Origin of the sequence: Flavobacterium sp. Root901 (genome assembly GCF_001429765.1) — a bacterium.
Classification (GTDB): Bacteria; Bacteroidota; Bacteroidia; order Flavobacteriales; family Flavobacteriaceae; genus Flavobacterium.
In genome coordinates, this window is sequence record NZ_LMJB01000007.1 from 265,084 (window position 1) to 286,928 (window position 21,845).

The 21,845-nt window shown below is 35.4% G+C and carries 16 protein-coding genes; 9 read left to right on the forward strand and 7 right to left on the reverse strand.

Annotated elements, in window-relative coordinates; genetic code table 11:
- Positions 1-3: 3 nt before the first annotated feature.
- The 3 genes from ASE21_RS14440 to ASE21_RS14450 form a co-directional block, all read right to left on the reverse strand.
- Positions 4-2,658: a beta-1,3-glucanase family protein gene (locus ASE21_RS14440; protein ID WP_057123391.1), complete on the reverse strand. Its 2,655-nt coding sequence runs from the start codon at positions 2,656-2,658 to the stop codon at positions 4-6.
- A 165-nt stretch (positions 2,659-2,823) separates the two neighbouring features.
- Entirely contained in the window at positions 2,824-6,780 is a 3,957-nt protein-coding gene (locus ASE21_RS14445; protein ID WP_057123392.1) for a family 16 glycosylhydrolase, read from the reverse strand.
- Positions 6,781-7,161: 381 nt separating this feature from the next.
- Positions 7,162-10,092: a triple tyrosine motif-containing protein gene (locus tag ASE21_RS14450; RefSeq protein WP_057123393.1), complete on the reverse strand. Its 2,931-nt coding sequence runs from the start codon at positions 10,090-10,092 to the stop codon at positions 7,162-7,164.
- Between the two features lie 642 nt (positions 10,093-10,734).
- Between ASE21_RS14450 and ASE21_RS14455 the strand changes: the two genes are divergently transcribed.
- From ASE21_RS14455 to ASE21_RS14475, 5 genes are all read left to right on the forward strand, one after another.
- The gene (locus ASE21_RS14455) at positions 10,735-11,550 is read left to right on the forward strand and encodes an alpha/beta fold hydrolase (RefSeq protein ID WP_057123394.1); all 816 of its coding nucleotides are present in this window, start codon (positions 10,735-10,737) and stop codon (positions 11,548-11,550) included.
- Between the two features lie 80 nt (positions 11,551-11,630).
- On the forward strand, positions 11,631-11,927 hold the full coding sequence (locus ASE21_RS14460; RefSeq protein ID WP_057123395.1) for a GNAT family N-acetyltransferase: 297 nt from the start codon (positions 11,631-11,633) through the stop codon (positions 11,925-11,927).
- Between the two features lie 12 nt (positions 11,928-11,939).
- On the forward strand, positions 11,940-12,560 hold the full coding sequence (locus tag ASE21_RS14465) for an alpha/beta hydrolase (RefSeq protein ID WP_057123396.1): 621 nt from the start codon (positions 11,940-11,942) through the stop codon (positions 12,558-12,560).
- On the forward strand, positions 12,560-12,910 hold the full coding sequence (locus ASE21_RS14470; RefSeq protein ID WP_057123397.1) for a hypothetical protein: 351 nt from the start codon (positions 12,560-12,562) through the stop codon (positions 12,908-12,910). Before ASE21_RS14465 ends, ASE21_RS14470 begins: the two co-directional genes overlap by 1 nt.
- A gap of 248 nt (positions 12,911-13,158) precedes the next feature.
- The gene (locus tag ASE21_RS14475) at positions 13,159-14,097 is read left to right on the forward strand and encodes a ring-cleaving dioxygenase (RefSeq protein ID WP_057123398.1); all 939 of its coding nucleotides are present in this window, start codon (positions 13,159-13,161) and stop codon (positions 14,095-14,097) included.
- A gap of 74 nt (positions 14,098-14,171) precedes the next feature.
- On the opposite strand, the gene ASE21_RS14480 is transcribed toward ASE21_RS14475, so the two are convergent.
- The 3 genes from ASE21_RS14480 to ASE21_RS14490 all read right to left on the reverse strand — a co-directional run bounded on the left by ASE21_RS14480 (position 14,172) and on the right by ASE21_RS14490 (position 16,348).
- A complete protein-coding gene (locus ASE21_RS14480; RefSeq protein ID WP_057123399.1) occupies positions 14,172-14,810 on the reverse strand; it encodes an HAD family hydrolase in 639 nt (212 codons plus the stop codon).
- Between the two features lie 86 nt (positions 14,811-14,896).
- The gene (locus ASE21_RS14485) at positions 14,897-15,361 is read right to left on the reverse strand and encodes an NUDIX domain-containing protein (protein ID WP_057123400.1); all 465 of its coding nucleotides are present in this window, start codon (positions 15,359-15,361) and stop codon (positions 14,897-14,899) included.
- A gap of 60 nt (positions 15,362-15,421) precedes the next feature.
- Entirely contained in the window at positions 15,422-16,348 is a 927-nt protein-coding gene (locus ASE21_RS14490; protein ID WP_057123401.1) for a YybH family protein, read from the reverse strand.
- Between the two features lie 185 nt (positions 16,349-16,533).
- On the opposite strand from ASE21_RS14490, the gene ASE21_RS14495 reads away from it, so the two are divergent.
- Positions 16,534-17,703 carry a DUF4861 family protein gene (locus ASE21_RS14495; protein WP_057123402.1) on the forward strand — a complete coding sequence of 390 codons (1,170 nt, stop codon included), beginning with the start codon at positions 16,534-16,536 and terminating at the stop codon, positions 17,701-17,703.
- 102 nt (positions 17,704-17,805) lie between these two features.
- Here ASE21_RS14495 and ASE21_RS14500 read toward each other — a convergent pair whose 3' ends face one another.
- Positions 17,806-18,837 carry a substrate-binding domain-containing protein gene (locus tag ASE21_RS14500; protein ID WP_317039150.1) on the reverse strand — a complete coding sequence of 344 codons (1,032 nt, stop codon included), beginning with the start codon at positions 18,835-18,837 and terminating at the stop codon, positions 17,806-17,808.
- A gap of 192 nt (positions 18,838-19,029) precedes the next feature.
- Here ASE21_RS14500 and ASE21_RS14505 point away from each other — a divergent pair, with 192 nt between their 5' ends.
- From ASE21_RS14505 to uxuA, 3 genes are all read left to right on the forward strand, one after another.
- Positions 19,030-19,482, forward strand: a complete 453-nt coding sequence (locus ASE21_RS14505) for a YhcH/YjgK/YiaL family protein (protein ID WP_057123404.1) — start codon at positions 19,030-19,032, stop codon at positions 19,480-19,482.
- Between the two features lie 142 nt (positions 19,483-19,624).
- Positions 19,625-20,437 carry an SDR family oxidoreductase gene (locus tag ASE21_RS14510; RefSeq protein ID WP_057123405.1) on the forward strand — a complete coding sequence of 271 codons (813 nt, stop codon included), beginning with the start codon at positions 19,625-19,627 and terminating at the stop codon, positions 20,435-20,437.
- A gap of 118 nt (positions 20,438-20,555) precedes the next feature.
- Positions 20,556-21,740, forward strand: coding sequence for a mannonate dehydratase (uxuA, locus tag ASE21_RS14515; protein ID WP_057123406.1), 1,185 nt, complete (start codon positions 20,556-20,558; stop codon positions 21,738-21,740).
- Positions 21,741-21,845: the final 105 nt, after the last annotated feature.

Genomic DNA, 21,845 nt, shown 5'->3' on the forward strand with positions numbered 1-21,845 from the left:
AAATTATTTTTTAATAAAACGTTTGATCGTCTGTTTGCCGTCTTTTTCAAAAACAATAAAATAGATGCCTTGTCTCAAATGCGAAACATCAAAACTATTATTGCTGATTTTTTGAGATGCCACAGTAGATCCCGTTTGTGAATCGACTATTTTTACAGTTCCGCCAGATAAATCTGTTGTCACATACAGTGTATTTTGAACCGGACTCGGATAAACATTCAGAGCATTTTCCGCAGGTGATTCTTCAGGTTGTACCGAAGCCGTTTTTGCAGCCACACCAGCACCAACTTTTGTAATTTTAATCCAGTTGATGTTCATTCCGGTATTTTGAATGTAGATTCCAAAATTGTAAGTTCCGGCATTTACATTTACGGTCTGCGAAACTGTCTGCCAGTTTTGCCATCCTCCGGTATTTGGAATATCAACATTTCCTAAAACGATCGTTCCTCCATTTAAATCAGATGATAATTTTCCGCCGGTAACTGCACTTGCAACTCTGTACTCAATTAAATACGAACCTGTAGTTGGAAAATTAATATTGTTATACGCCATCCAGTCACCTGTTTCTGTATAACCCACATTTGAGCCGCCACCAGTATCCGTAGTAGCTTCAACCTGAATTCCGCTCATTGCAGAATAATCCTCGGCCTGAATTAAAACAGAAGTCTGAGAACTTGCTGCCGGAACTAATTTCCATTGACCGCAAGTTTGATTATTATTATCCCATTGCTGTACAATTGCGCCAGAAGCTGTACTTGCTCCGGCTACCTCAACAATTCTGCCGCTGTGGCGGGCAACAATTTTATAGAATCCGTCTCCGGTCGAAACCAAAACAAATTGCTGATTTGTTGTTGCATTGTATGGATATTGTTCAACGCGGGCACCATTTGCTTTATTAAAATTATTTACATCCATAGACATACCACTGTGGTTTGCTATGATTTTGTACATTCCGTCTCCTAAATGGGTTAAAGTAAATTTCTGATTATTTCCAGAAGTCAGAGCACCTTGGTTAATTCCTGCTCCATTTGCCATACTTGCATTCCACACATCCATGTATAAACCACTGTTTCTGTTTTGTAAAAAGAAAGTCTGGTTTCCTAGCGTAGTTGTTCCGTTGGCTAGAATTCTGATAGAAGTTACCTTGTCATTCCATGTTGTGTTTAAACAGGAATTATCAGAATTAATTACGGTTGAAGCTCCTGTAAAGTTATCATCCTGATATAAAATCGCCTGAAAACCTTGTGTGATTTTTAATGAAGAAATATCATCATTAAGAACGCCTAAAGAATTTAAACGTGCCAGATTATAATCTCCAATGGTTAATCCGCCTGAGAAACCTGTATAGTTACAATCTTTATACACTGTAATAACATCTGTTGAAGCCGGCACAGAAGGAACTGTTCCTGCATAACCTCCAAAAGAAGCAATTACTTTTGTAGGCTGAGGAGAATGAAGCGATGGTGACTGGTCTGCAACATCATCATACGCAAAACCATAGGCCAGATTATCAATATTAATTCCCGGTAAGTGCCAGAATTTAGAATAATGGTTTGTTGGGTTTACCTGATAGAATTTAGATGCATCATACCAATTTTGCTGTCCCGGGTTTGCAGTTGTTACATTGACAACATGTCTGTTTATCGCTGCGGTTAATTGCGCCTGAATTACAAGATCAAGATCTCCGTCTACCAGTCTTCTGTCCAGAACACCTTTTCCTTCCAGTGCTTCCTGAGTCGATGGTCTGTATTGAACACGTCCTGTACGGCCGACAAAGCCGCCAGATTGTCCCACCATTTCCAGTTGTTCGCCAATAACTCTTCCTTTAAAAACTCCGGCATCTCCGGCATAAAATATTAAATCTTCATTTTTGTATTTATTCCAAATCGCATCAATATACGATTTTAAATAGTTCGCGTACTGCCCGGTTCCTTCGGCGAAAGCCGGAGTTTTGGAAGGAGCTGTAATTTCTCCAGTAGCATCGTTTACACAGCCTTGAAATTCAGCAGGAACATTTGCTTTAAAAGCCGCTACGATATCAGCGTGTTTTTTTAAATCACCTACTTTCTTTTGGTAACCATTGGCACCAAACAATTCAAGTCCCATTGGGTATTTATATGAATCTACTCGTGTTGGATTTCCAAAGAAACCATATTGATTATTAGTCAATTCGATCATTTCATATAAAATTCCCTGATTTGGGTCTGTTGCATTCTGCGGATTTGGTGACGCGTATCCCGAAGGAGCTCCACTGGCACCAAAAAAGTAAAAATACAATTGTGAACCTTTAGAAATAAAAACCCTGCAACCTGCAATTAAAGGCAGTGTAAAAGTTTTATTTGGAATTTCACTAAGCTTTGTAAAACATGCCGCATATTTTGAGTTTTGTCCCGGTCCTGTATTTCCGCCGTAAGTTGGCCCTGTAACGGTGTTGTAAGAAGCACTCATTGGTAAAACCTGGCTTGTTTTAGCATTTACCCAAACATGGTTTCCGGTTGTATAATCGATTCCAACGATAGCTACATATAATTCATTATCGTTAAAAGGAGAAGTATTACTAATGGTAAAGGGAATCGCGCCCTGCCCGTGTATCAGATTTGAAAACACTAAAAAAAGTGCTGTCAAAATTGAAAATCGCTGCAATTTATTTTTTTTCATATCTAAATAATTTTGGGGTTATGTAAATAGATTCTAAACCAAAGTCATTTTTTCGAAATGACTTTATGATCCGTCAGGTGCAATTCTCGGTGCTATCCTATTAAATTTAATTCCGGCTTTGATAAGGGGGTTATTTTTAACGAATTACACCCAACAGATTTTTAATTATTTTTTAATTAGCTTTTTCGTCCAGCTTTTCTGATCTGATTTGAAATTCAGAATATAAATTCCTTTTGTCAGTCTGCTCAAATCAATTACGCTTTCAACTGCTTCGGCCTCAGGTATATTTTGAAGCATCAATGTTCCTGAATTATCATAAATCGTGATGATTTTATTGTCTAAATTTTCAGGCAATGAAACCTGAATATAGTTACTCGCCGGATTTGGATAGATTGTAAAAACCGCATTTTCCGGCTTACTTTCTTCAACTATAACATTCGCTTTTTTAGCAGATGATGCTGATCCGTAAGCTTCGATTTCGTACAACGAATATCCGTAAGGAGCCAAAGCTTTAGCCGTACATAAAATGCGAAGATATCTTCCTGTTCCGCTTACAGTTAAATCATCTGTGCCACCGTCGCTAGCCGTTTGTGTGCTGATGGTTTCATTTTCAGTAAAAACATTATCTGTAGAAAGCTGTACTTTATACTGTGTCGCATAAGCAGCTTCCCATTTTAAAACCACACGATTAAGGTTATAATTACTTCCTAAATCAACATAAATCCATTCTGTTGCATTGGCAAAAGAACTTGCCCATCTTGATACAGCAGCATCTCCATCTGTAGCTTTGGCAGCTGTATACATGGCATTTTCTTCTGTAGAAGCGGTTGCTGTTTTTGATAAAGCTAAATTCACATTAGGATTTGCGGTAATATTTCGAACAATAACATCGCTGAAAACTCCTGTTCCTAAAGTTCCGTTTGCATGAGAAGTAACTGCCATTCCCACATAAATAGTATTGGACATTGATATCGTTTTTGGAGTGCCAAGCTGTGTCCACGTTGTACCATTATCAGAGGTATAAGAAGTAAATACATTTCCTGATCGTACCAGACGAACCCATTTTGGAGCTGTTCCTGCTGCAGCATCTGCTGCAGTTACTCCAGAAGATGTATTTCTGGACAAAAATTCAACTCCGGCAGCAGGTGTAACATCTGTCATAGCATGCTTAGAAGTTGCTGTAAGCGTTTCACGGAACATTACTCCGGCTTTTGAATATGTACTCGTATTGGTCAGCGAGTTTATTTTGGCAATAATTTCAGCATCTCCGGTAATAGATTGATTTACAAACTGAAACTGATCACTTGTTTCCCAAATATCATTTCCTGAACCTTTAATTGTAAAAGTTCCGGCAGAATGTGAAGCTTCTCCAGCAGGTGTAACTGCACCTAAATCTGTACTAATCCAAGGCGAAGGCAATCCCGCAGGTGTTTCTGTAGAAACTAAGTTTAAAGCTCTTATATTATCAAAATAATAAGTGTTTCCTGAATTTGTTCCCGGCTCATATAAGAAAACAAAACGGTTCACTTCACTATCTAAAGTAGAAGCATCCGGAGTACTTACATACGTAAAAGTGATTGTATGCCAGGTATTAGTCTGTTTTACAACTCCCTGATAAATACTGTGTCTCCCTACAGGATAATTTGACGGAACCGAAGCACTGCTTTCTGCCTGCCATGAAATTATAGATCCAACCGGCGCAGAAGTATAAACATCCATTGCGAATTTTTTAGTTCCGGCTTTGAAATCTCCAATATTTGTTAAGGTGGTGTTGAAAGAGAAATTATCATACATTTCTGTTGATTTACGAACGTATTTACCAACGTTTGAAGATGTATTAATTCCTGTCGCACTTGGGTTTGGTGTGTTTGCCGTATACGTTCCGATAGCATCCCTGAACGAAATATTATGAATCGTTTGATAATCTTCATAAACAACTCCAGGCGTAAGAGTGTCCGGAAGTTTGGTTGCTCCAATTCTGATATTATCAAAATAATAAGTATCGCTGGTGTAAGAACCTGAATTAAACAATAAAACCATTTGGTTTACCGCTAAATTTGAAGTTCCTGCATCCGGGCTGGAATTGTAATAAAAAGTCAGGGTTTCCCATTGATTTTGTTTTGTCGTAATAGCAACATAATTACTGTTTCTTCCTGTTGGATAATTGGCCGGAAGCGATGTCGCGCTGTTTTCTAAATTCAAACTTACAACCGTACCAACTGGTGCAGATGTATACACATCAATCATGATTTTATTCGTTTGATTTTTTAATAAACCGGCGTCTTCTATCGTGTTTTGTGTATTAAAGAAAAGTACATCATATTGTTCTGTTACATTTCTAACGTACTTTGCCACATTTGCAGACGAGTTTACAGCATTCGAACCCGGATTTGCAACAACAGAATAAGTTCCTGTTGTAGTTCCTTTTATAATTTTATTGATGCCGTCGTAATTCTGCAATACGTCTGTAGCAACAATTGGTTTTTCGGGAGTGGCTCTTGTAAGCAGATTATCGAAATAATATGTTGCTCCTGAATTTGAATTTGATTCAAAAAGGAATGCCACATTATTAATGGTCAAAGCACTTGTGTTGGGATCGATTATTTTTTCGAATTCAAACTCGATAGTTTCCCATTTATTCTGAACTGTTGTAGTTGCTTTGTAACCGCTGTGTCTTCCTGAAGGATAATTCGTTGCCGTTGTAACATTACTGTTTTCCAACTGCATTGAAATTTTTGTTCCAACGGGAGCAGAAGTATATAAATCAAAAGAAATTCTTTTTCTTCCGTAAACGTAATCATTTGCATTGCTGATTACTACATTTTTGATATTGAAAACGTCATACTGCTCAGACGAATTACGAACATATTTCCCAACTAAAGCCGAAGTATTAATTCCAGTTGCAGAAGGGTTAGCAACAGCTTCTGTTAAAACTCCGGTTTTATTTCCGTAAACGATATTTCGATTCGACTGAAAATCTTCCTGAATTTTCTCTACAGGAATTGCAGCTTCTGTTATTACAGCCAGTTTATATGTATTTGCCGTACAGCCCGAAGTTGTAGCAGTTACAACAACATCTCCGCCTGTAGTGCCCCAGTTTACGGTTACAGCATTTGTTCCCTGTCCGGCTGTAATGGTGGCACCAGAAGGAACCGACCAATTATAAGACGCGCCTGCAATCGCATTTATAGAATAGGTTTTGCCTGTTTCATTTTGATATACTTTTGCATCTCCGGCAACGGCATATTTATAACTACCGTCATAGACACGAACATAATCTACTTGCAATTTTGCAGGAAAGTCACCCGGAACTGGCGCTACTCCTGCCCCATTTACACTTGTATAAGGTGTCCCTGCACTACCAACTGCCAGATTTAAAATAATATAAAACTGATTATCGTTAAACGGCCATCCTCCATTTACTGTAGTATTTGGTGTAGCGGTGTGAAATAAAACATCATCCACATACCATTTGATAAAATTAGGTCCCCACTCTACAGCATAAATATGAAAATCCGTCGATAAATCTGTTGGAGAACTATAGCTTCTGCCTGTAAAATGATAACCATTTCCGTCATAATGAATAGTTCCGTCTACAGACTGCGGGTTTCTGTGTTTGGCTTCCATAATATCGATTTCTCCTGTATAAGGCCAGTTTCCTCCAACCGGAAGCATCCAGAATGCCGGCCAGGCTCCCTGCCCGTTAGATAATTTCATACGAGCTTCGACTCTGCCGTATTTTAGCGAATACTTTCCTTCTGTAGTTAATTTTGAAGAAGCGTACGGCTGATCCGGAAATGAAGCATTCGGCTCATATTTTGCCTGAATATTTAAGTAACTGTTTGTGCCTTCTTTTACAATTGTAGCCTGATTTGGATCGTAACGCTGTGCTTCAGCATTTCCAAATCCGCAAAGCGAAGGACATCCGTTTCCGGAAATACTCTGCCATTTTGTTAAGTCGACTGTAGTGCCGTTAAATTCATCTGACCAGACTAATGTTTTACATTGTGACTGGACATTTAGAAATGGCAGCAGGATAAATACAGCTGCAGCCAAAAATCGTTTAAAGTAATAGAAATTGTCTTCCGGTGGTCGGCCGAAAAAAGAGTCATTTTGATTCATTTTTTTTAGTTTTTTGTTAGTAAAGTTTATTACCTCAATAAAAAACGTTTTTGTAGAAAACAGCTAATTATTTTAATAATAATCCGACAATATTAACAAATAAATCAGGCAACACTTACATTTATGGGTACGGTTTGACTACGGTGGTCGTAAAAAATGCAAAAAAAATACGCAAAACTACTTAGGATTTTACTGACGAGATAAAATCCGGTTTTAGAAGTTTATTGTTAATAACGAAAGTTCTAAAAAAGGTTACGATAGATTTAAATTGATAAAAAAATTTAAACACATAGAAACATAGAATTTTTTATTTTAATAAAAATGAATTTAAAAAACATGTTTTTCACACAGAACTATGTTCCTATGTGTTTAAATAATCGTTTAGAAATTTAAAATGAATTCCGTTATGTTAGCATCCGAAGGAAGCTGTAGTTTTTTTCGAATACGGTATCGGGTGTCTTCAACACCTCTAACAGAAATTCCTAAAAGCGGTGCAATTTCTTTCGTATTAAAGTTCATTCTTAGATAAGCACACAGTCTCATATCGCGGGGCGTAAGTTCCGGATAACTCATTTTGAGCCTCTGCATAAAATTATCATGAAGCTGATTAAAGATTTCTTCAAACTCGTTCCAATGCTTGTCTCCCTGCAATTCGTGATCGATCAGTTTGTTTATTTTAGTCAGTAAACTAAAGTTTACATTGGGATCATTTTTCTTATCCATTTGTCCAATCAGTTCTTTTATTGAAAGCAGAATTTCATTTAAATGAATAAGATTGACGGTATTTGAAGCTACTTTGGCATTTTTAAGGTTTATCGTGGTTTCGAGGTTTTCACGAATAATTGCCATGTTTTCCTGCTCGAATGTCAATTTCTGTTCATTAAGTTCTGCACGACTGCGAAGAAGCTCTTTTTCCTGATTCAGAATTAATTGCTGACGTTCTCGCTCCGCTACAGATTTTTGATATTTAATAATCAGATAAATCACGACACTGTAAAGTATAAAATACAAAATATAAGCCCAGATCGTCCTGTACCAGGGCGGCAGAATTTCAAAACGAAAAACAGCTTCTTCACTTACAACATCATAAATATTTTTTGCCCTTACATGAAAAACATATTCATTTTCAGGCAGGTTGGTGTATTCTTTTTCAGTCTGCAAACTGTATTCTGACCATTTTGGTTCAAAACCTTCCAGCCAGTATTCATATTTAGTCGCATCGGCCTCATCGTAAAAAAGCGAAGAAAAAGAAAAATGAAGTGCATTATTGGAATACGACAAAACCCTCGAAATCTCCTCTCCTGCTGCTTTTGTTTTATTTGGAAGAACATCGTACCGACTGGAAAATATCAGACTGTCTTTTGGAAAAATACATTTAACCTCAGAAATTAACGCCTTATATTTCGTTTGGTATTGCTTATTCCGAATCGCATTATAATGAATTAAACCATCCTGAGTTCCAAAAAAAACATCGCCGCTTGTTGTGGTCTGAATGTTTTCAAAACCAGGAACATATAAATATCTTAGTTTTCTAAACGGCAGCTCTTCCACAGCAAAACTTCCGTTTGTTTTTTTGGTCATTTTTCCGGTATTTTCTCCAGAAACATACCAGATATTATTTTGATTATCAGGTTTTAATAATCTAATATGATTTTCGAGTCCAAGGTATTTCTTAAAAACGGGTTCGGTAACCATTTTCTTCGAATGGGAATCCTGCTTGTAAACGCCTTTTGTTGTCCCGAACAGAATCTGATTATCAATTTTAAAAGTATTCAGAAACAAACTCGATGGAAAACCGTTTTTATCATTATAAAACTCAACTTTTGTAACAGCATCAAATGTTTTATTAAACTGAAGTTTAAAAATTCCTTTATAACCGTGCGCAATCCAGAAATCGCCGTTTTTATCTGTTTCAATAACGCGGCTGCTTTCTTCAAAACCTTTTATTTTATTTTGATAAACCCAGGAATTATTGGTTTTTTTGAGAAGATATAAACCGTTATAACCGCCGACAATTAATAAATCGGGACGATTTGGAACTAAAATTCCTTTCCATGCTCCATCGACTTTTGCTAACAATTGTGCCGAATTACCCGAAACTTCAAATATTCCGTTTTTTTCAAAAGCTAAAAGTGAATTTCCAAAAACACCAATATTCCACACATTTTCATACATTCCGGCAACATGCTGGAAATTTGCATTCTTCCGTTTTCCGTTTTTATAACCCAGCCAGTCCAGCCAGAATAAACCATTATCTGTAGCGATGTATAATTTGTTTTGATAAATCTGACTGCAGTATATTTTAGTTTCAGAATTCGAGGTGTCTAATATTCTGGATAAAGGCGAAGAAATCTGGATCAGCGAAATTCCTTCTTTGAGTGTTACCCACAAATTTCCTTCTTTATCTACTTTTAGATTTGTTACATATTGATTTTGCAGTCCCATTTGTTTGTTGATATGCTGGATTAAATGTCCCGCACCATCTATGACTATCAACCCTGACTGCCGGGTTCCTATTCCGAAATATCCATCAGAAAGCTGAATCGCGGTAGAAATTTGATTCTGCTTCAAAAGATTATCAACTTCAGTTATAAATGGTTTTAACTGATGATCCTTATAAGTAAAAAGACCGTTTTTTTGAGTAAGTAATAAAAGGCTATTTTGAATTTTAAAAATTTTCCTGATCTTCATTCCGGCAAACTTTTCTGAACCGGGAATAGAAAACAACAGATCGTTCTTAAGTTTCAATAAACCTTTTGTATTATCAGAAACATAGATTTCTTTATTAACTTCAAAAAAATCATCAAAACTTGTCTGCGGTTTTAAAACCTTAATTTTATTATTCTTATAAATAAATATTCCTTCGTAAGAGAAAAAAATAACTTCATTATTTTGAATTATCGTATGCACGACATCACCAAAATTTCTGGCTGAAACCGGAAGCAATTTCATCAGCGATGTATATTGATACTGACCGTTTGGCAATTGAATAACATAACCAAAATCGCCCTGCGCCCCTACATACATTTTATCCTTTTTGTCTATTGCAAGCGAACGGACCATACTTTTGTTTTCCGGCTGGGTCACAATACTCCAGCGAACTCCGTCAAACTGCATAATCCCGAAATGATTGGCAAAAAACATCATTCCTTTTGAATCCTGAAGAACATCCCAGTTTTCTGAAGCTGCTTTATATGCTTTAGGATTATAATTAGTAATAAAAGGGACTCCGATTTTTTTAATCTGCGCCTTTACGACTGGAGAAATGAGCGCTATCGATAAAAGTAAAATTCTAATTATAAATTTCGTCATTTTTGTTTTTGTCTGTAGGTTATACTGCGATTTTCGGAAATCACAATTTTAAAAATAACTCTTTGGGAGAAGTCATTTTTAAGGCAAATCATTCACAATTTTAGTTTTCTGTTTGCCAATTCAGCATCAATAACAGCTTAAAAAAGCGAATGTGGAAATTCAAATATATAAAAATTTATTTTAATGCAACAAATTACATTACTTGATAAGAATATTTTAAATGACAGAAAATTTTTTAGTATTTCCATTTTCTGCAAAAAAGTATTTTTTTATGTAAAATCAATTTTTAGACAATAAAATTGCGAAATATCGTAAATTTAAACATACAAAAAAACTCTTAACCGTTCACAAACAATGATTTGCAGCATACGGCACGTTCTTTGGCTATTTTTAATATTATATATTCCTGATTTATTAAATACGGCAGCCACATTTAGAGATGTTGAATTACAAAAAAGATAAAAATTTGAGGCGCTTTTTTACTTCTTAATCTAGGTTAATCGATAAACATTTATCTCTGTAGTAAATTTGCATCATAATCATTACAACATTGAATAAACAGATTCTTAAATGTTAAAAGAATAAACTTAATCATAAATTAAAATCAAAATAACAAATAATATTAATCTTAAAATTAAAATCATGAGCACATTTACAGTAAAAGACGGAACAGAAATTTATTACAAAGATTGGGGAAAAGGACAACCAATTGTTTTTCATCATGGATGGCCTTTATCAAGTGATGATTGGGATGCACAAATGATGTTTTTCCTTCAAAAAGGTTACCGTGTTATTGCACATGACCGTCGCGGACATGGTCGTTCTGGTCAAAGTTCTGAAGGAAACAATATGGAAACTTACGCATCTGACATAGCTGAATTAACAGCAGCACTTGACTTAAAAGATGCTATTCACATTGGGCATTCAACAGGAGGCGGTGAAGTAATCCGTTACGCAGCAAAATATGGAAAAGGACGTGTTGCCAAAGCTGTAATCATTAGTGCCGTTACCCCAATAATGATTCAAAATGAGTCTAATCCTGAAGGTGTGCCATTGTCTGTTTTTGACGAAATTAGAAAAGGAACAGGATTTAGCAGAGCACAGTATTTTTATGATTTTCCAATAGCGTTTTACGGCTGGAACCGTGAAGGACAAACTGTTCAGGAAGGTATAAAACATAACTGGTGGCGTCAGGGAATGATGGGTTCTGTTTTAGCTCATTATGAAGGAATTAAAGCATTTTCTGAATCAGATTTTACAGAAGATTTAAAAAGTTTAGATATTCCGGTTCTTGTGTTACATGGAGAAGATGATCAGATTGTTCCTTATGCTCAGGCTCCTAGAGCAGCAAAACTGCTGAAAAACGGAAAATTAATTTCTTATCCGGGATTCCCTCACGGAATGCCGACTACGAATGCTGAAACAATCAATAACGATATTCTGGCATTTATAAAATAAATAACCCGATACTAAATAAATACAACTGCTTATAAAGAATTATTTTATAAGCAGTTTAAAAAAAGATACAGGCTTACCATATGGAAACAATAAAATTAGAATTAAACGAAAAACAGCATGGCAATTTTAATCTCTATGTTGATGGAAAAAAATTAGGCGAAATGACTGTAAGTATAAAACCGGGTTTGCTAACCGTTTACCATACAGGAGTTGAACCGGAGGGAGAAGGAAAAGGATATGCCAGGAAACTTTTAGAAGAAATGGTTTCTTATGTTCGTGCCAATAATTTAAAAGTTTTACCACTCTGTCCTTACGTACATGCACAATTTAAAAGAAATCCGGATGAATACGAAGATATCTGGCAAAAACAATCTTAAAAATATAATAGTATGAATACAGAAATTTTAACAGACGGCATGCCTTTAAATGAAGCAAAAAAAGCTTTGATTATGATTCACGGACGCGGCGCGGGTGCTCATGATATTCTTTCGATTGCAAAACATCTTAAGGTTGAAGATTTTGCCCTTATAGCACCTGAGGCAGAAAACAGAACCTGGTATCCGTATTCTTTTTTAGCGCCTCTGGATCAAAATGAACCTTCTTTTTCAAAATCTTTAGAAGCAATTCATGAGGTTGTGGTAGCTGTGCTGCAAAACGGAATAGAAAAAGAAAATATTTATTTTCTGGGATTTTCGCAGGGAGCTTGTCTTGCTTTGGAATTCACAACAAGAAACGCAGCAAAATACGGCGGAATAGTTGCTTTTACAGGCGGATTAATTGGTGATCAGGTTTATGAAAAACATTATGCAGGAAACTTCGAAAATACTCCTGTCTTTATCGGAACCAGTGATCCTGATTTCCACGTTCCCGTAGAAAGAGTAAATGATACCGAAGCCCTTATGACAAAAATGGGCGCATTGGTTACTAAAAAAATCTATCCAAATATGGGACATACCATTAGTCAGGACGAGATAAACCTGGCAAACGAATTGATTTTCAATAAAAAATAATGATTACTATAACGCGAATTTACAGCGACTCTAACGGAGAAAGTCATTTTGAAGACTTTGAAGTTCCATTAAAAAACAACGGTGATATCGGATTTTTATCTGATGATGAACCCGTTAAATCTATCGTTTTTAGAGAAGTCATCCCTTCTTATGATTACGATTTTCATAATGCGCCAGACCGTCAGTATATTATTTTACTGGACGGCGGTGTTGAAATCGAAACTTCGCAAGGCGAAAAAAGAACCTTCAATACCGGTTCGATACTCTTAGTCGAAGACACTACAGGAAAAGGACATAAAACAAAAAATATTGAACCAAAACTAAGAAAGTCAATATTTATTAAATTATAAATTCAGCACGATCTTACTGAATCTGCTGTGATTAATTATCGGTCACAGCAAAAAAAAAACAGCCCCGAAAGTATTAGATACCGCTTTCGGACTGCATTTTTATACCCGAATTTTATTTTAATATTTTAAAAGTAAAATTCAAAAAAAGCGCCCTCAGTTGTTTTTTAATCTAGGTTAATCGATAAAAAGCTGCAGCCGGCGTAAATTTGTAAAAGAAAAATCAAACAACAATTTAATATAAAATTACCATGGAAAATAAAATTTTAGGCTTACACCATATCACTGCAATTGCAGGTGACGCTAAACGCAACTTTGACTTTTATTCAAAAATATTAGGATTACGATTCATCAAAAAAACGGTGAATTTTGACGATCCGGGAACGTACCACTTTTACTTTGGTGACGAAGTTGGAAGCGCAGGGACTATTTTAACTTTTTTCCCTTGGGGAGAAGGCATTCAGCAAGGAAAAAAAGGATCTGGAATGGCTACCGAAATTGGTTATTCTGTTCCAAAAGGAAGTCTTGATTTCTGGCAGAAACGTTTCGAACAGTATAATGTAATTTATAATAAACCTGCTGAAAAATTCGGAGAAAAATACCTGACTTTCTTAGATCCGGACGGATTAAAATTAGAATTAATCGAATCTAAAACAGAAGATAAAAGAAAAGGATGGGAAACTGACGAAGTAAAAGCTGATGCGGCAACAAAAGGTTTTCATAACATTACTTTGACTTTAAACGACATTAAACCAACCGCTGCTGTTTTAACTGAAATATTTGGTTATAAACTGATCGGCCAGGATGTAAACCGTTACCGTTATGCAACAGATGCTGTAGAAAATGCCGCTATTGTTGATTTAGTAGAACTAACTGATGAAAAACGCGGTTTGAATGCCAACGGAACTGTTCATCACGTAGCTTTTCGTGTAAAAAATGATGAAATATTAATGCACTTCCGTGAAAAAGTCGAAGCTTACGGATTGTCTATTACACCACAAATTGACAGACAATATTTCCACTCTTTGTATTTTAGAGAACCAGGCGGAGTTTTGTTTGAAATCGCTACCGATAATCCCGGATTTACCGTAGACGAAAGCTTAGAAGAATTAGGTAAAAACTTAAAACTTCCGGCACAATACGAACCACAAAGAGCTGCAATTGAAGCACATTTGGTTAAAATAAATTAATTATTAAACTTAAACACAACTAAAAAAGCTGTCCGTAAATGACAGCTTTTTTTATGTTTATTATTTCTCCTGAATTAGATTTTGAGCATTCTGCTTAATTCTTCATAACTATGAAAAATTAATGCACCTTCTTCTTCTAAATCATGATTATTAAATCCGTTGGCAAAACCATAAACTTTAAATCCGCCGCTTCGTCCGGCTTTTACACCTGCTTTACTGTCTTCTAAAACAATACAGTCTTTTACATCAAAACCCATTTCGCTGGCAGCATGAAGAAAAATTCCCGGCTCCGGTTTCCAGCTGTTAATCTGATAGGAACTAAATATTTTATTTTCGAATTTATCCAATAAACCGGCTGCCTCAAGGTTTAATCTGATTTTCTCAACGGGTCCGCTGGAAGCTACACAATACGGAATTTTTAGTTTTTCGATAAAATCAAAAACACCTTCCATAGGTTTTACTTCCGTTTTAAAAGCGTTAAAACTTCTCTCGCGATATTCGGATTCAAAAGTTTCGGGAAGTTTTTTATCGATTGCTTCTTCAATATGACGGAAACAATCCTTTAAATTACGGCCGTTAAAATTTCGATAAGCATCTTCAAGTTCCATTTCAAATCCGTATTCTGCCGCCATTTCAAGCAAAATACCGTTCCCAATTTTCTCTGTATCTACTAAAACACCGTCACAATCAAAAATAATACACTTAACTTCCATAATCTTAATTTACATTTTATTAATCTGATAAACGGAATCAGACAAGAATGTAAAATACAAAAAAATCCGGTACAACGGTGCTTTTTTTAAAGTGAAGCCGAAATTTTAGAAACCATCTGAACAATAAAATCAGCTTGTGCGGGATTTATTTTCTTTAAAGCCTCGGCAGTCTGAAACCATTCTGCTCTGTCAATTTCAGGGAAGTTTTGGAGTTTTCCGGATTTTGGAGGCCATTCCATTTCAAAATCATTACTTTTTATCAAAGTTTCATCCAGATCAAATTCTACTGCCCAGGCGTGAACAATTTTACCCGATTTAAGTTTAACAAATTCCAGTTTTATAAAATCGCCATCGACCTCAAAACCTGTTTCTTCATGAAACTCGCGTATGGCAGCATCAAGCGGATCTTCATCCTCTGTAAATTCTCCTTTGGGAATCGACCAGCTTTCTAAATCTTTATTCTTCCAAAACGGCCCGCCCGGATGAACCAGAAAGAAAAAAATGGTCTTATCAACAAATTTATACAATAATATTCCTGCGCTTTGTTTCATAAAATGATGTTATTTTGAAATCATATTTCATAAATATCGGAATTCTTTTTTGAATAGCAGCTATTTATCATGATTTACCATTTGACGGTAGAGCATTAAAGTTCCGTTTTCGTCTCTTTTCCATAAATTGGTGCTTTTTCCGGTAACAGTCGCCTTTCCCTTTTTATTATCCCACGAAACATCTACATAATAATAGCCATATTCGATAACATACTTATTTAACGGAATCATTTTACTGGCCCTAATCGACAAAGAATCAATCGAGACGCCGTTTGGTTTTTCATGTTCAACAAAATAGGGTTTTATATTTTCCATTCCAATAAGCATTGGTGTATCGTAAGTCAGATAAATAGCGTCTTTGGTAAAAAATTCTAAAGCGTGTTTTTCACCTTCCCGTTTGGTTACTAATTCGCCAATTCTTTGATTGCGTCTGCTGACTTCATCTTCCAGAGTTTTCTTTATTTGAGATTTTGGAATATAGGCTGATTTTATATCTATAGATGAAAAAGCAGAACCGTCGATGGCTTTATTCGCTCCCCAGATTTCTGATATCAGAGTTAATTTTCCATTATTTTGAATTTTCCAGACATTCAGGTATTTTCCGTCGTAAACCAATGCTGTGCCTTTATCATTTATGCAATTAATTGCAAAAGTTCCAATTTCAACTGCATAATTTTCCAGTAACTGAACCTCATAAATAGTGCGCTGGTAAGCATTAATCTTAAAGTTAGAAAGCCATTGCGTGTAATAGGATTTTATATCTTCTTTAGTGTACAATGCCTTGTGATATTCCGGCATACAGACTGGCTGTTTATAATCATAATAATTCAAAATAATACTGCTGTCATTATGCAAAAAAGAATCGGCTATCTGGTTGTTTATGGATTCTAGTTTTTCTTTTAACTGATCTGAATTTTTAATGGTCTGTCCTTGCAGGCCTGCAAAAACCAAAAGGAAAACAATAATTGGTAAACATCTCTTTTTCATAGTTTTACAGTTCTAAATGATGCTTTAAAAATAAAGAAAAGAATTGAATTAATTTTAAAAACATTTTATACAAAATTCATTATCAGGTATTTGTACATTATTACTCCAATTATGGATTCATGCAACGATTTAGATTTGTATTTTTATGAAATAAAAAAGCAAGAAAATTAAAAACGTATTACATTTTGAAAAAACATCTTTTATTGACCGCAATACTGGCTGGAAGTTTTAGCATTCAGTCTCAAAATAAAATCATAACAATCAGCAATAATCTGAAAGTGGACCGGGAATTTGAAACAGTTGAAGTCACAAAAAAACTACTCGGTTTACCAGCAGATGCTAAACTTGAAAGTTATATTGTAAAAGATCTCGGTACTAACGCATTTCTGGAAACCCAAACTGTCGATAATGACGGCGACGGAACTATGGATGTACTTTTATTTCAACCCAGGATAAAAGCTTCTTCCAAACAGGATTTTGAAGTTTTGCCGGGAACAAATTCTTCAGCTTCTAAAATTGTCAGCTGTTATTCGAGGTTTGTTCCGGAACGAACAGATGATTATGCCTGGGAAAACAATAAAGTAGCTTTTAGGACGTATGGTCCGGCAGCTCAAAAAATGGTCGAAGATAATATTCCGGGAGGAACTTTAACAAGCGGAATTGACGCCTGGCTAAAAAGAGTAGATTATCCTATAATTAATAAATGGTACGAAAAAGCGACAAACGGAACCGGAACTTATCATAAAGATACCGGCGAAGGTTTGGATAATTTTCACGTTGGCGACAGCCGCGGAATTGGCGGAATTGCCGTAAATGTTGACGGGAAATATTATTTTTCGAAGAATTTCGTAAGCTGGAAAACCATTACAACAGGACCAATCAGAACGAGTTTTATTTTAACCTATGCCGACTGGGATGCAAAAGGCAATAAAATAACAGAATCAAAACAGATCAGTTTAGATTACGGGAGCCAGTTTTCGCGTTTTGAAATTAATATTACCGGAACTAAATCTATTGCTGCCGGAATAACGCTTCATGAGAAAAAAGGAACAATTGGAACGAATGTAAAAGAAGGCTGGCTGAGCTATTGGGAACCAATTGACGATTCTGAAATTGGCTTGGCTATAGTTGCACCAAAAGGTACTTTAAACAGCTTTGACAATCATAATACCGATCAAAAAGATCTAAGCAATCTGTACGGAAATATTTTGGTTAAAAACAATAAAGCAATTTATTATGCCGGTTTTGGATGGAAAAAAGGAAGTCCGTTTCAAACCAAACAAGAATGGGAAACCTATTTGAGCTCTTTTGTTCAAAAAATTAATAATCCTTTGGTTGTGAAAATTAAAAAATAAGATTAGCCCACGGGTTTTACAGATAAAACGGATTTACACTAATTTATTTTAAAATAATCTGCGTTGATCTGTTTCATCGGTAAAATCCGTGGGCAAAAAAAATCATTTTCGAGCCGGAAAATAATTTTCTTTTAAGATGATTTCCAACGGAATATAATGCGTTCTCTCTGCATCTTCCTGAAGAACCAGTTTTTTATATAAATAATTGATTCCCATATAGCCTTGATCTTCGGGTCTCTGGTTAATTAAGAAATCAATTATGCCTTTGTTTAAATATTCAATATTTTCCTTTAAGAGATCATAGCCAATAATTCGAATCCCTTTTATTTTATTTTGTTCCAAAAATTGGGCAACAATATAGGCTCTGGAATTGGGTACAAAAATACTGCTTATACCCAAAAACATGTCCAGATTCATCTGGTCAATTCCTGAATCTTTAATCGTTACTTCTGAAAACTTAAAATTAGTAAGTTCCTCATTGTCTTTAAAAAAAGAATAAAATCCGTTGATGCGCTGCAAATAAACCGATGTACTTTCAATTTCTCTGGTAATTTTAAAAATCAGAACATGTCTTTCATTTTTTACGGCAAAACTTATTAATCTTCCGGCCAGATAACCACTTTGAAAAGCATCCTGACCTATATAAGCATGATCGTCTTCATTTGAAATATTCGAATCGATCATTACGACCGGAATATTTTTCTTTTTATATTCATTTAAAAACTGAACCGAATCTTCGTAAAAAATAGGTGCAAAAAGCAATCCGTCACAATTAAAATCCATTACTTTTTTAACCGATTCTTTGAAAGAAACCGTATTAAAATCATAAAAGAAATAATCCAGTACAATTCCGAATTTACTAAATTCCAAAGCTGCTTTTTCAATCCCTTCTACCTGACTTCTCCAATATTCCAGCTTTTCATATTTGGGAAGAAAAACAGCAAAATGAAACTTTTTATTCAATGCCAGATTACTTGCCAGAATGTTTCGCTTATACCCAAACTCTTCAATTATGGCATTGACCTTATCTACAGTTTCCTGTGCAGCCTGACCCCGATTATGAATAATCCTGTCAACAGTTCCCGGAGAAACGTTGGCTAATTCCGCAATTTTTTTTATTGTTATGATATTGATTCTTTTTTAGTTAAAATAATAAAAGCTCTGTTGGTAAAATTATTTTTTTTTAGCAAAAATAAGTTGTTTTACATTACAATTTACATACATTTGTAAAATACCGTGTGCGTACACGTAAAATTACACATACTATATAATTTATCAGAAATTTTTATAGTATTAATTGCTGAAACAAAATAAAAACCTAACCAGATGATAGTAGATTCACTACACAATGCGGCGAAATATTACAGCCTGCACCCTAATTTTCAAAAGGCTTTTGAATACGTAAACCAAACCGATATTGCCAGCCTTGAAGCAGGTACTCTTGAAATTGCCGAGGGTTTAAAACTAATCGTTATTCATGGCGACGGAAATACCAGAGAAGAAAGTATAAAAGGTTTTGAATGCCATTACAAAAACATTGACATTCAGATTTCAATACAAGGCCCGGAAACTTTTGCATGGAAACCAAGAGAAAAATGCGTAAGTCCAAACGGTGATTACAGCGACGAGAGAGATGTTCGCTTTTTTCATGACAAACCGGATATGTTTTTTGAATTGCAGGAAAAGCAATTTGCAATTTTATATCCAGAAGATGTTCATGCCGCAATGATTGGCGAAGGTTTTTTGAAGAAACTTGTTTTTAAAGTTAAGATCCAATAGAAATTGGAAAATTCCAAATTTTAAAATTCCAAATTCCAAATTGGAAATTTAAAATTGGAAATTTAAAAAAATATTTTGCAAAAATTGGAATTTGGAATTTTAAAGAATTGGGATTTAATATTCATAAATTATAAAATAAAAAATGGATTCAATATTTAATCTAAAAGGAAAAATTGCACTTATAACAGGCGGCGCCGGAGTATTGGGAAGCAACTTTGCACATGTTTTGGCAAAACAGGGCGTAATTGTCGGGATTGTGTCACAATCAATTGAAAAAGCTGAGAAAACCGTAAAAGAATTAGAAGCTGAAGGCGGGAAAGGATTTGCAATTCAGGCCAATGTTTTAAACAAAGAAGAATTAGAAAAAGCAAAAGATTTTATCGTCGAAAAGTACGGCCGGCTTGATATTTTGATTAATGCTGCCGGAGGAAATATGCCTGGGGCAACAATTCAGCCGGATCAGGCCATTTATGACATGAAAAGCGAAGATTTACAAAAAGTTATCGATTTGAATATCATTGGAACAATGCTTCCGACACAGGTTTTTTCATCACTTTTTGCAAAACAGAAATCAGGAAATATTATCAACATTTCATCGGCATCTGCACAAAGGCCTTTAACAAGAGTTGTGGGTTATTCTGCTTCAAAAGCGGCCATTGACAATTTTACGCAATGGATGGCGGTAGAATTAGCGCAGAAATATGGTGAAGGAATTCGTGTAAATGCGATTTCTCCAGGATTTTTTATTGGAGAACAAAACCGCGCACTCTTATTAACTCCTGAAGGAAAACTGACACCAAGGGGTGAAAAAATCATCGATCATACACCAATGGGAAGATTTGGAACTCCGCAAGATATTGATGGCGCACTTTTATTTTTATGCAGCGACATGTCAAAATTCGTAACAGGAATTACTTTAAAAGTTGACGGCGGATTTGCCGCAACAAGTATTTAATTACGATCTTCTTCTGCAAGGTTTTAACAAGCTTGCAGGTGTAAATTATAACTTTTTATATAACTCAAAATATTAACAAGGTCTTAAAAACCCTGCAGGAAATAAAAAACATAAAAAAATGGAACAAACATTAAGATGGTTCGGGCCAAATGATCCTGTTTCTTTACAAGATATTAAACAAACCGGAGCAACCGGAATTGTAACCGCTTTGCACCATATTCCAAACGGAGAAGTTTGGACAATTGAAGAAATTTTAAAACGAAAAGTTGAAATCGAACACGAAAACGGTGATCCTAAAAAAGGAGCTTCGGGTCTAACTTGGTCTGTTGTAGAAAGTATTCCGGTTCATGAAGACATTAAAAAACAAACCGGAAATTATCTTCAATACATTGAAAATTATAAAGAAAGCATTCGAAATTTAGCTTTATGTGATATTAAATGTGTCTGTTATAATTTCATGCCGGTTTTAGACTGGTCAAGAACCGATTTATCTTTTACTGTAGAAGACGGCTCGAAGGCTTTGCGCTTTGATATTAATGCTTTTGCTGCTTTTGAATTGTTTATTCTGAAAAGACCGGAAGCGCAAAAAGAATATTCGCTGGAGCAAATTCAGAAAGCAAGAAACTATTTTGATGCGATGACCGAAGAAGATAAAATCAAATTACAGCGAAATATTCTGGCCGGACTTCCGGGTGCCGAAGAAGCATATACGGTTGAAGACTTTCTTTTGACTTTAAGTGCTTATAATCATATTGACAGGCAGGCTTTAAAAAACAATTTATTTCACTTTTTACAGGAGATTATTCCGGTTGCCGAAAGTAAAGGCGTTTTGATGGCCATTCATCCGGACGATCCTCCCTACCCGATTTTAGGCCTCCCAAGAGTTGTAAGTACAGAAGAAGATTTAATAGAATTAATGAATGCCGCGCCTTCTAAATCGAATGGATTTACGATGTGCACTGGTTCGTACGGCGTTAGAGCCGATAATGATTTACCGGGAATAGTAAGACGTCATGGCGATAAAATGAATTTTATTCATTTAAGAAGTACACAGCGCGACGAAGAAGGAAGTTTTTATGAAGCCAATCATCTGGAAGGTGATGTTGATATGTACGAAGTTGTAAAAGCAATTTTGGAAGTTGAAAAAAGAAACAACAGCAAATTGCCAATGCGCCCGGATCACGGACACCAAATGCTGGATGATTTAAAGAAAAAAACAAATCCAGGTTATTCTGCAATTGGCCGTTTAAGAGGACTTGCGGAACTACGCGGACTTGAATTAGGAATTAAGCGATCTGTTTAAGAGGATTTGCATTAAGACGCTATTTTTTTTAGCCACAGATTATATAGATTAAAAGGATTTTTCTCTCGCAGATTGAGCAGATTTAGGAGATTTTTATTCTCATTC